Below are 10,591 nucleotides of genomic sequence, written 5' to 3' on the forward strand. Positions count from 1 at the left end.
GGTTCTCCTCAGTTTGGAATTTTATCAAGAGTACAAAAGGCTACCGTCTAATGCCAATCCGCTTAAGCTTGAGTCAGTTCTCGCCACCAGCGTTTGCGGCCTTCCGGGACGATAAATGATCCGAGATCATCAGGTGCCATGCGCGACAAAATCCAGCCGGGCGGAACCAGTTTGCCACTGCTGCCGCAAGATGCGCCGAGGTTGTTGGGATCATATATTTTAATGAGTTGTGGATGGTCAAAATCATCCACATAGACAATACCCAGGTATTTTTCGCGATGATCCTGGTGCAACAGCGCACTGATGGCCGCCAGACGCTGCCGGAGCACTTCAGCCTTCACCGGCTGTTCAGGATAATCCACCCCGACAAAATACACATACCAGCCATCATCGGCCTGAGCGTCCAGGGTTTCCACAAAAGTGTCCCAACGTGCCCAGTCCTTGATACCCCACAGCATCCCCCGATAAACATCTGTAAATTTCGACATTCAAAATTCTCCTGTTGCGCCCTGAAAACTGAGCAATACCTGCCGGGTCAGGGGGCGGGTACGATGTTCAAATAAAAAAACGCCCTGCCAGACCCCAAGGGCTGCGCGGCCTTCCCTGACCGGTATGACCAGACTATTTTGGGTCAATACACAACGCAAATGCGCAGACATATCATCCGGGCCTTCATTGCGATGATAAAAATGGGGATCATCATCGGGCACCAGCCGGGCAAAATACCCGAGAATATCCCTTTGCACGTCCGGATCAGCATTCTCCTGAATAATCAGACTGGCCGAAGTATGGGGAACAAACACATTCACCAGCCCCTCCCGGGCACCTATGCTCTGGAGCCAATCCTGGAGCTTTTCCGTCAGCTCATGCAGCCCCCGGCCACCGTGTTGAATTTTCCACTCCGCACTGAAATGCTTCATGCTTTACCCTTTTGTTGGGCGCGCCGCACCCGAAAAAAATCCCGCAATAAGATTGCTGACTGTTCTGCCAACAGACCACCTTCCGCCATAATGCGATGATTAAAACGCGAGTCGTCCAGTAAATGATAAAGGCTTTCCACCGCCCCCGCCTTGGGATCAGCCGCTCCGTAAACTACCCGGCTGACCCGGGCATGAAGCATGGCTCCTACACACATGACACAGGGTTCCAAAGTGACGTAGAGCGTGGATCCCGTCAGTCGATAATTCTCAGCCAGACGTGCTGCTGCACGCAACACCCGTATTTCTGCATGCGCGCTGGGATCGTGTTCGGCAATGGGTGCATTGTGGGCGCCCGCCATGAATACTCCGTCCTCGTTCACCAGCACCGCACCGACCGGCACCTCTCCGACAGCAGCCGACTGCGCCGCCAGATCCAGAGCCATGCTCATCCAGCGCCTATCCGATATTTGTTGCTCTGCTGTCATCAAGGTTCCTGCTATTTGCCTGATTTATAGCCGTACCGGACACTACAAGAGTAACTATTTGTAGTCTCGCGCCTTGACAGAATCCGGAATGCTGCTAATTTCCACCGCAAGTTGCGAAAAAGATACTAGCCATGCATACGTTTCATCAACTTAATTTGCAAGGCAATGATTGTAACATTTGTCAGACCATAAAAAAGGAATAGACGTGCTAAGCATACCAAGTTCTCCTTTGCTGGGCCTGGATATCAGCTCTGATGCCGTAAAGCTCGTTTCGCTGGCCCAAAGCCGTGGAAAAATCCGGGTGGAGCACGCTGATTCCGAGACATTACCGCCAGGAGCGGTCAGTGATCGGGATATTCTGGATACTGAAGCCGTTTCCCGCGCCCTGCGCACTATTCTGGAACGTTCACGCATTCGTACCAAGGCTGTTGCTACAGCCCTTCCCGCCAATACCGCCATTGTCAAAGTCATTTCCCTGCCGGCTGATCTGGACGAAGTCGGGATCGAAGACCAGATCCGCTACGGAGGCAGTCAATACATCCCCTACAGTATTGATGCCGTGAATTTTGATTTTTCTGTTCTTGGTCCAGATGAGACGCGCAAGGGCTTCAATCACGTTTTGCTGGTTGCCAGCAAAAAAGAAGCTATTGAAGATCGCGCAGCAGTTCTCGAAGAGGCAGGCTTGAAGCCACAGATTGTCGATGTCAAACCGTTTGCACTGTGGTTACTTCATGAGCATCTGAATGGAGCAAATACCAAAACCGTTAACCAAGCTGGCAAAGGCATTGTTCTAGTAGAAATCGGCAGTATCACTACCAACATTTACGTCTTTCAGGATGGACATCCCGTATATTCCCGGGAACATAATTTTGGTCTGAGCCGACTACTGGAAGAAATTCAGCGCCGCTATAATCTCGACAGTAACGACGCCCAGCGCATGGAGCGTTTTGGCGGACTCCCACCAGAATACGAAAAAGAAGTGCTTCAGCCTTTTGCCCGCAATATGGCTCAGGAACTTTTCCGTTCTCTGGATTTTTTTCAGGCCAGCATGCCCGACGTACCCACAGCAGCCGTCCACCTTTTTGGAGTAGGTGCAAAAATTCCACAACTGGCCGACCAGTTACGGCAAATGGTCAGTTTTCCGGTCTTGGTCCCCGATCCCTTTGCTGGCATGGAAATTTCACCCCAAATCAGCAGGCGTTTTATGGACTCCGATCGCTCATCCCTGGCGGTTGCCTGTGGTCTGGCTTTGCGGAGGATTTCGGCATGATTCGCATCAACCTGCTTCCCTATCGCGAAGCGCGCCGCACCAAACGCAGCCAGTTCCTGGCCGCCGCACTCCTCGGCATTCTTTTGCTGGCAGCACTTTTTTATTATGGAATTTACAGCATTTTCAGTGCCCGGGTCGCCAGTGAACAGACCAAAGTCAATTACCTGCAGGGTGTAACCACACAACTGGACAGCAAAATCGCGTCCATTGCCGACCTCCGCAAAAAACGGGATGAATTACTCGCCAGAGAAGGTATCATCACCGATCTTCAGGATAAACGGGATATGGTAGTACAGGTTTTCAATACCCTGGCCGCAGAAACCCCCAATGGTGTTTTTCTGACCCATTTACAGCAATCCGGAAATTCCATGACCGTGAATGGTTATGCGGAAGATAATGATCAGGTAGCCGCTTTTATGCGGAATATTGATGCCTCCAAAATATTTACCGAACCGCAGTTAAACATTATCAGCAAATCCAAACTGGGTTCCGAGGAGGTTGGACAGTTCACCTTACAAATGAACATCCGCAAACCCACCGCAGCCGATAAAAGCGCTCAGACAACGGGCACACAGGAGGTCCAGCCGTGACTTTCGACGAAATTCGTAATTTGCAGGTGGATGACGTCCTCCGCTGGCCGCTAAAAACCAAATTGATTGCCATTGCCATCATTATCGTGATTTTGGGCATTGTCGTCTGGTTTGAATTCATCTCCCCGGAAAACGACAAATACGATGCGCTGCATACTCAGGAACAGAGCCTGAAAATCCAGATCAGGCAAAAGCAGCTACTGGCGGCATCGTTACCGGCCTATCAAGCACAAATCAAGGAAATGAATGTGCGGTTTCAGAAGTTTCTGGAACAGCTTCCAAACCGGACCCAGATTCCATCACTCCTGGATGATGTGACTTTGGCAGGACGCAGCCGGGGGCTGGATTTTGAGCTGTTTCAACCCACTGGTGAAATCAACAAGAATTTTTACGCTGAAATTCCGGTAAAACTGAAAGTGGTTGGTACCTATAATGACATCGGACGTTTTGCTGCAGCAGTAGCTGCCATGCCCCGCATCGTCACTATCAGCGGGATTGATATTACCCGGGTTCCTGATACCGGTAGCACACCTGCCGCCAAGGCCCTTGCTGCCCAGCAGCTGACCATGCAATGTACGGCAACCACTTATCGTTATCTGGATAGCGGAGACAAAAGCAATAATAACCAGGCCGGGGGTAAGCCATGAAACCAATCCGAGCGAATTTCTATATAAAAACCCGTCATATTCTGGCTTTCAGCGTCGCCATCACTTTGCTGGCGGGCTGCTCGGACAGCGATAACTTAAGTCATTTACGGGAGTTTGTGGCCAACGGACCAAAAACCAACCATCACATTACGCCCTTGCCCAAAACTCCGGCTTATCAGCCTACTGCCTATAATAACCCGGCCAATCATGATCCATTTACCAGCTTTTCCGAAATGCTGCTGCGCAAGGAAGCCGCCAGTGAAGATACCGGCCCTCGTCCGGCTTCTCATGGCCCTGTTCAACCCCTCGAGAAATATGCACTTTCCAGCCTGAGCGTCAGCGGCATCATGCGTACTGCTAACGGACAGCTCTGGGCCGTCATTGCGGCTCCAGACTCAAAAGTATATCGCGCGACATTGGGTAGCTACATCGGAACACATGACGGACGCATAACGGGCATTGACGACAGGATGGGCAAACAATCTGTCACTGTTGAGCAATATTTACCCAATGCTTTTGGTGGTTACAAAAAACAACAGACCGTTTTACACATGCAGGGTGGTAACTGAACATGACGAGCCTGACCCCGAAGAATACAGAGGAATACAAAAAGATGCGCACAGCAAACAATGCCCAGCTTCCACTCAGTAGCCGTCATCCGCGCCTGCGTCCATTAACCGGCGCCATTTTGGCTGCGGCACTCAGCCTGAGCTCTGGGGCAGCCTGGGCGGAAAGTCTTATCAGCAGCATCACGCCCAGCCCGGATCAACATGGTACCGCTTTCATCATTCATAGTGATTCGCGCCCTGCCTATGATGTCAATACCCTTAACGGCGGGTATAGGGTTCAAATCGATTTCACCAACGCGCACTTTCTGCCCTCTGTGGGCACCGTCATGGGTAGCGGAGCAGTACAAAATGTACTGACCGAAAACGAGGGACATAATGCTCGGCTGGACCTGCTGCTGAAATCTCCCCAGGCAGTCATGATAGAACCTACAGTTGGCGGTTATCGCCTGGCGTTTGTCGACAGCACCGCACCTGCAGCAGCTCCTGCCCCGGCAGCGACCTCAAGCGCAACAGAGGTATCCAGTCCTGCTACTGTCATGGCAAGTCCCGCAGCAGCTCCTGCTCCGGTCATGACCTACGGCACTCAGGTCAATGGCCTGAATTTCAAGCGCGGCAAACAGGGTGGCGGTATTCTGGATTTATCCATCACCGGACCGCAACCGGAAATGAACGTTACCCGGGAAGATGGCAAACTGGTGGTTGAACTCAAAAACACGACCTTACCCGCCAGCTACACCCATCGCTTTGGGGTGACCCAGTTCGGCACTCCGGTACAGTTTGTGGATAGTTATCCTATTGGCCGGAATACCCGCCTGGTATTTGCCATTCATGGTCCCTATGAATACTCGGCTTATCAACTGGGTCAGCAGACCATGATTGATGTGCATCCCAAGACCGAAAGTGCGGTTGAGAATCCCAAGGATAGCGCCCGTCTGAGCATGGATTTCCAGAACATCAGCGTACGGGATGCCTTGCAGGTTATTGCCGACTTCACCCACCAGAATATTGTGGTTTCCAATAATGTGACGGGCAGCCTTTCCATCCGTTTGAAAAATGAACCCTGGGAACAGGCTTTCAAGGTCATTCTCGAATCTCAGGGATTGGCGGTCAAACACATTGGCAATATCCTCTGGGTGGCGCCCGCCAACCAGATTACCAGCCAGGAAGAGGCGGAACTTAAAGCCGATGCCAGCAAGCGCAAGCTGGAACCTTTGGAAACCCAGCTCATTCAGATCAAGTACGCCAAGGCCTCGAGTATTGCTTCACTGCTGGAAGGTTTTGACCAGAACAAGCAACCTGGTGCCCCTGACGATCAGATGAGCAGCTATCAACAACAATCTCTGGCAAACGCCCTTGGACTGCCAAAATCCAGCATTATCGGTAACTCCCTGCTTGGCCCACGCGGCTCCGTGGCCGTAGTAACGAGGACCAACAGCCTGCTGGTCCGGGATACCCCGCGAGACATTGAAAATATCAAAAAACTGATTGCCAAAATCGACAAGCCCGTACCGCAAGTCCTGATTGAGGCGCGCATTGTCCAGATAACCACCAGTGCGGCGCATTCTCTGGGCGTCAACTGGGGTGGCACCTATACCTCCAACGGTGCAGGTGGCGTCGTCAATCTTTCCGGAACCGGAGCCACGGGCACAACGGAAACCCAGGGTGGTGCATATCCCATCCAGGGCGGCAGCAGTTCCAGTTCTACGACCGGCACGGGCTTCACCGTACCGGCTCTTGCCAATCTCGCTGCTTCCAATGCGGGTACGGCCTTGGCCAGTGCTAGCCCAGCTTCTCTGGGCTTTGCCCTGGGAACGGCTGCAGGTAATCGCATTCTGAACCTGCAATTGCAGGCCCTGCAGGTGAATAACCGCGCCAAAATCATCTCCAGTCCGAAAGTCATGACTGAGGATAATGAAAAGGCAGTCATTTCTCAGGGTCAGGAAATCCCCTATCAGCAATCCACCAGCAGTGGCGCCACTTCGGTTTCCTTCAAAAAAGCCGAATTGAGTCTGGATGTGACGCCGCATATTTCACCCAACGGCAAAATCACCCTGGATGTGGACGCCAAAAACAATCAGCCCAATTACGCCAATGCCTTGCCTTCCGGTATTCCCATCCAGACTCAGGAAGTCAAAACCAAACTGCTGGTCAACAATGGACAGACCATCGTTATTGGCGGTATTTATACGGACACCACCAATCACAACCAGACAGGTATACCTCTATTGAAAGATATTCCGCTGCTGGGCTGGCTCTTCAAAAGTAACGTTGACAGCGTCGCCAAAACCGAATTACTGGTGTTCATCACCCCCAAAGTTGTGGGCGGTGACGCCCAGGACGGCCTCGCGGGTGCCGACGGCGATAGCAATCTCGGACAATGACCGGAACGGTCATTCTGATCGGGCCGATGGGCTCGGGCAAATCGACCATCGGGCGGCTTCTGGCCGCCCGTTTACGTATTCCCTACGTTGACAGTGACCAACTGATCGTCACCCAAACGGGCGTGGACATACCCACTATTTTTGAAATTGAGGGAGAAGCCGGCTTTCGCGAGCGCGAAGCGAAAGTCATTGCCGATCTGGCTGAGCACAATCAGGATATGGTCCTTGCCACTGGCGGCGGTGCTATTCTCGATCCCCGCAACCGCGTTCATCTGCGCCACAAGGGTCAGGTAATTTATCTGGATGTCAGCGTAGAAGAACAGTTAAAAAGAGTCCGCCACGACCGTAACCGTCCTTTGCTGCAAACTTCAGACCTGGAAAGTCGTCTGCGCAGCCTCGCCCAGCAAAGAAGCAGCCTTTACCAGCAGACCGCCCATTGGCGGGTGAGCGGTGATGGCCTGCGCTCAGATCAGGTATTACGGCGAATTTTAAGGTATTTACACACACAAACAGGTTAAATGAGGACGCCCCTCTTGCCTGCAGGCCCAAGAAACTCAACAATGGAAGGGTAAACCCGCCCACAAGAGCTCAGATTATATGCAAAGTCTTCGTGTAGAACTTGGTCAGCGCAGCTACTCCATTCATATTGGCAGCGGCATTATCGGCGACACAACCTTCTTCGCTCCGGTTTTGAGTAAGGGACCGGTCGCCATCATTACCGACACGAATGTCGCGCCACTTTATCTGCAGGCCCTGCAAAACACCCTGAAGGCCCTGAACAAGGATTCACTGGTCATCACCCTGCCAGCGGGGGAAGAAAGCAAGTCTCTCGACAATATCCAGCTCATCGCCGGGCATCTGCTCAGTGCCGGTTATGGTCGCGACTGTACACTCTGCGCGCTGGGCGGTGGGGTGGTGGGTGATATCACCGGCTTTGCTGCTGCCGTTTATCAACGCGGCGTGGCCTGTGTGCAAATTCCCACCACCCTGCTGGCCATGGTGGATTCTTCCGTGGGTGGAAAAACCGGCGTCAATCATCCTCTGGGTAAAAACATGATCGGTGCGTTTTATCAACCCCGCACGGTCATCGTCGATACAGACACCCTCGATAGCCTGCCAGAACGGGAGTTTCGTTCAGGTCTTGCCGAAGTGATCAAATACGGATTGATTAATGATCCCGGTTTTTTTTCCTGGCTGGAAGACAACCTGGATGCCGTGCTCGCCCGCGACACCGAAGCCCTGGCAAAAATCATCAAAACCTCCTGCCGGGACAAGGCGGATGTGGTCGCCAGGGACGAGCTGGAAGGGGGGCTGCGCGCCATTTTGAATTTTGGTCACACTTTTGGCCATGCCATTGAAGCCGCCAGTGGTTACGGACATTATCTGCATGGCGAAGCCGTAGCTATCGGAATGGTCATGGCCGCTGATCTGTCCCGACGTCTGGATTTGCTGCGGGAAAGCGAACAAAATCGCATTTTCAAATTGATCAAGGCAGCGGGACTCCCTACTCTGGCCCCACGCCTGGAAACTTCCGTCTATCTGGATTTCATGAAAGTCGATAAAAAAGCGGAAGGCGGTCAAATCCGCTTCATTCTTCTCAATAGCATTGGCAACGCCCTGATTACCGGCGATGTGCCGCCTGCGGCCATTATCCAGACCCTGCAGGCTTTTATGGAGCGTAGTGCATGAACGAAATCAACAAGGCCACTGCAGAATTGCAGGCAGAAATGACACAGCGCATGGCTCTCAATCCCGGGGGAACCCGGCGCATTGGTAATTTTGGCTTCATCGAGCTGGAGGAAAGCTGGGGAGATGAAGCCACCATCATCAATACCGCCCGCATCAGTACGACCAATCAACGCCTGAAAAATGGTCATGACTTTAACGAGCGCGATCGCAATCTGCTCTACCAGTTGCTCCGCGATCAACATGGCACCCCCTTTGAAACCATCTACTTCCGTTTTCGCTTTATTGCGCCCATTTTTGTGCTCCGCCAATGGGTCAAACACCGGGTTTCCAGCTGGAATGAATTTTCCATGCGTTACCGCAAGCCCATCTCTGTTGCCTATATTCCTGATGAGTCGGCACGCACGGTAGATGGTTATGCCGTTTTGGACGATACGGTGATGTCCGAATACGAAGCCCTGATGGGTCAACTTTTCCGGTGGTATGAAACCCAGTACAGCGCTGCCTGCACACGTATTGATCAGGCCCGCGAATCCGGCGAACTGGCACCCAAGGAAGGCGGTCGTGACCCTTATCGGGGCCGTGCCCGGGAGCTTCTCCGTAACGTCATGCCGGTTGCTGCCTACTCGGATGTGTATTGGACCATCAACTTTCGTAGCCTCATGAATTTTTTCAAATTGCGGCGCAAAAAAGATGCCCAGTATGAAATCCGCGAATATGCAGATGCGGCCTATGCGCTTTTTGCCGCCCGCCTGCCATTGCTGGCAGAAACCATGCAGCGGGTCATCGACGAGTCGGAACAATCCCCGCCCAGCGAGGAGCATGCCGGTCGTGCAGAATAATCAAGGCAGCGTTTTTCAGGGGATGCTGGCCCCCTACGCCGCCCGTGCCGAAAGCAGCCTGGGCCGCAAACATCCCGAAACGCCTCCGGAAAGCCGCAGCCCCTTTCAGCGCGACCGCGACCGGGTCATTCATTCCAGCGCTTTTCGCCGTCTGGAGTATAAAACCCAGGTGTTCGTCAATCATGAGGGAGATTTGTATCGTACCCGCCTCACCCACACCCTTGAAGTCGCGCAGGTTGGGCGTGCCATTGCCCGGCAGCTGGGACTCGATGAAGATCTGGTAGAAGCCATCGCCCTGGCCCACGATCTCGGCCATACCCCCTTTGGTCACGCCGGACAGGATGCCCTGCAGGAATGCATGGACGATCTCGGCGGCTTCGAGCACAATATTCAGTCGCTGCGGATTGTGGACCGTCTCGAAGTCCGTTATGGCGATTTCCCCGGTCTGAACCTGAGTTTTGAGACCCGGGAAGGTATTCTCAAACATTGCGCCAAAAGCAAAGCCGCCGATCTGGGCGATGTGGGCGAGCGTTTTCTGCGCGGTACCCAACCTTCCCTGGAAGCGCAAATCACCAATCTGGCCGATGAAATCGCCTACAATAATCACGATATTGACGATGGCCTGCGCGCGGGCCTGCTGGATTTGCAGGAACTGTGCAGCAACAGTTTGTACGGCTCGATCTATTCCGAAGTACAGGATCGGTATCCGGAGGCTTCTAAAACCATTCTCCGTCACGAAACCGGCAGGCGCCTGATCAATCTGCTGATTAATGACCTGGTTGCGGAAACGCGACAGCGTATCCAGAGTAATCATATCACCAGCATTGCCGAGGTCCGGGCCAGTACCCGGCCACTGGCGGCTCACAGCCCGGAAATCGCTGGCCAAATCAAGTCGCTGAAAAGCTTTCTGTTTCATCGCATGTATCGGCACCCCCGGGTTCACCGGCAGGCGGAAAAAGCCAAACGCCTGGTGCGCCGTCTTTTTCACACCCTGCGCGAAGATCCCCGCCTGCTTCCCTTAAAGTATCAGGCACGCATTCAGGCCACGGATCAGCAGGACAAAAGCAAGGCCCGCATAGTCGCTGATTACATTGCCGGCATGACCGACCGTTTTGCCATTGCTGAATATGACCGGCTCTTTGATCCCCACGGGGAGGCCTGACAATCGGCCCTCCTGCGCCTCTTGGAGCTCGTCCATAAG

At 53.1% G+C, this 10,591-nt stretch carries 12 protein-coding genes; 9 read left to right on the plus strand and 3 right to left on the minus strand.

Annotated features, from left to right (window positions below):
- Positions 1–62: 62 nt before the first annotated feature.
- Genes GCD22_RS13875 through tadA form a run of 3 tightly spaced genes read right to left on the minus strand, consistent with a single transcriptional unit; the run spans position 63 to position 1,405 of the window.
- Positions 63–488 (minus strand): hypothetical protein, encoded by a 426-nt coding sequence (locus GCD22_RS13875; protein ID WP_024893868.1) that lies wholly within the window; start codon positions 486–488, stop codon positions 63–65.
- The gene (locus GCD22_RS13880) at positions 489–920 is read right to left on the minus strand and encodes a secondary thiamine-phosphate synthase enzyme YjbQ (protein ID WP_024893867.1); all 432 of its coding nucleotides are present in this window, start codon (positions 918–920) and stop codon (positions 489–491) included.
- Positions 917–1,405, minus strand: a complete 489-nt coding sequence (gene tadA, locus GCD22_RS13885; protein WP_029316417.1) for a tRNA adenosine(34) deaminase TadA — start codon at positions 1,403–1,405, stop codon at positions 917–919. The genes GCD22_RS13880 and tadA overlap by 4 nt, the downstream gene beginning before the upstream one ends.
- A 205-nt stretch (positions 1,406–1,610) precedes the next feature.
- On the opposite strand from tadA, the gene pilM reads away from it, so the two are divergent.
- From pilM to GCD22_RS13930, 9 genes are all read left to right on the plus strand, one after another.
- The gene (gene pilM / locus GCD22_RS13890; protein WP_153940844.1) at positions 1,611–2,675 is read left to right on the plus strand and encodes a type IV pilus assembly protein PilM; all 1,065 of its coding nucleotides are present in this window, start codon (positions 1,611–1,613) and stop codon (positions 2,673–2,675) included.
- Positions 2,672–3,265, plus strand: a complete 594-nt coding sequence (locus GCD22_RS13895) for a PilN domain-containing protein (protein WP_031574523.1) — start codon at positions 2,672–2,674, stop codon at positions 3,263–3,265. Before pilM ends, GCD22_RS13895 begins: the two co-directional genes overlap by 4 nt.
- Complete coding sequence (locus GCD22_RS13900; RefSeq protein WP_031574520.1) at positions 3,262–3,912, plus strand: type IV pilus inner membrane component PilO; 651 nt, start codon at positions 3,262–3,264, stop codon at positions 3,910–3,912. Before GCD22_RS13895 ends, GCD22_RS13900 begins: the two co-directional genes overlap by 4 nt.
- Positions 3,909–4,481, plus strand: a complete 573-nt coding sequence (locus tag GCD22_RS13905) for a pilus assembly protein PilP (protein ID WP_031574517.1) — start codon at positions 3,909–3,911, stop codon at positions 4,479–4,481. Before GCD22_RS13900 ends, GCD22_RS13905 begins: the two co-directional genes overlap by 4 nt.
- 44 nt (positions 4,482–4,525) lie before the next feature.
- A complete protein-coding gene (locus GCD22_RS13910) occupies positions 4,526–6,862 on the plus strand; it encodes a type IV pilus secretin PilQ (RefSeq protein WP_176212027.1) in 2,337 nt (778 codons plus the stop codon).
- Positions 6,859–7,380, plus strand: a complete 522-nt coding sequence (locus GCD22_RS13915; protein WP_024893860.1) for a shikimate kinase — start codon at positions 6,859–6,861, stop codon at positions 7,378–7,380. Before GCD22_RS13910 ends, GCD22_RS13915 begins: the two co-directional genes overlap by 4 nt.
- A gap of 79 nt (positions 7,381–7,459) precedes the next feature.
- Entirely contained in the window at positions 7,460–8,551 is a 1,092-nt protein-coding gene (gene aroB, locus GCD22_RS13920) for a 3-dehydroquinate synthase (RefSeq protein ID WP_024893859.1), read from the plus strand.
- Positions 8,548–9,390, plus strand: coding sequence for an FAD-dependent thymidylate synthase (gene thyX / locus GCD22_RS13925; RefSeq protein WP_031574511.1), 843 nt, complete (start codon positions 8,548–8,550; stop codon positions 9,388–9,390). Before aroB ends, thyX begins: the two co-directional genes overlap by 4 nt.
- Positions 9,371–10,552, plus strand: coding sequence for a deoxyguanosinetriphosphate triphosphohydrolase (locus GCD22_RS13930; protein WP_031574508.1), 1,182 nt, complete (start codon positions 9,371–9,373; stop codon positions 10,550–10,552). Before thyX ends, GCD22_RS13930 begins: the two co-directional genes overlap by 20 nt.
- The last annotated feature ends 39 nt before the right edge of the window (positions 10,553–10,591 follow it).

This window comes from Acidithiobacillus thiooxidans ATCC 19377 (genome assembly GCF_009662475.1).
Classification (GTDB): Bacteria; Pseudomonadota; Gammaproteobacteria; order Acidithiobacillales; family Acidithiobacillaceae; genus Acidithiobacillus; species Acidithiobacillus thiooxidans.

Bases quoted from the DNA above. Each gene is read 5' to 3' on its own strand.
- GCD22_RS13880 (WP_024893867.1), bottom strand. From the start codon at position 920: ATGAAGCATTTCAGTGCGGAGTGGAAAATTCAACACGGTGGCCGGGGG.
- GCD22_RS13910 (WP_176212027.1), top strand. From the start codon at position 4,526: ATGCGCACAGCAAACAATGCCCAGCTTCCACTCAGTAGCCGTCATCCG.
- aroB (WP_024893859.1), top strand. From the start codon at position 7,460: ATGCAAAGTCTTCGTGTAGAACTTGGTCAGCGCAGCTACTCCATTCAT.
- GCD22_RS13930 (WP_031574508.1), top strand. From the start codon at position 9,371: ATGCCGGTCGTGCAGAATAATCAAGGCAGCGTTTTTCAGGGGATGCTG.
- GCD22_RS13895 (WP_031574523.1), top strand. From the start codon at position 2,672: ATGATTCGCATCAACCTGCTTCCCTATCGCGAAGCGCGCCGCACCAAA.
- tadA (WP_029316417.1), bottom strand. From the start codon at position 1,405: ATGACAGCAGAGCAACAAATATCGGATAGGCGCTGGATGAGCATGGCT.
- thyX (WP_031574511.1), top strand. From the start codon at position 8,548: ATGAACGAAATCAACAAGGCCACTGCAGAATTGCAGGCAGAAATGACA.
- GCD22_RS13875 (WP_024893868.1), bottom strand. From the start codon at position 488: ATGTCGAAATTTACAGATGTTTATCGGGGGATGCTGTGGGGTATCAAG.
- GCD22_RS13915 (WP_024893860.1), top strand. From the start codon at position 6,859: ATGACCGGAACGGTCATTCTGATCGGGCCGATGGGCTCGGGCAAATCG.
- GCD22_RS13905 (WP_031574517.1), top strand. From the start codon at position 3,909: ATGAAACCAATCCGAGCGAATTTCTATATAAAAACCCGTCATATTCTG.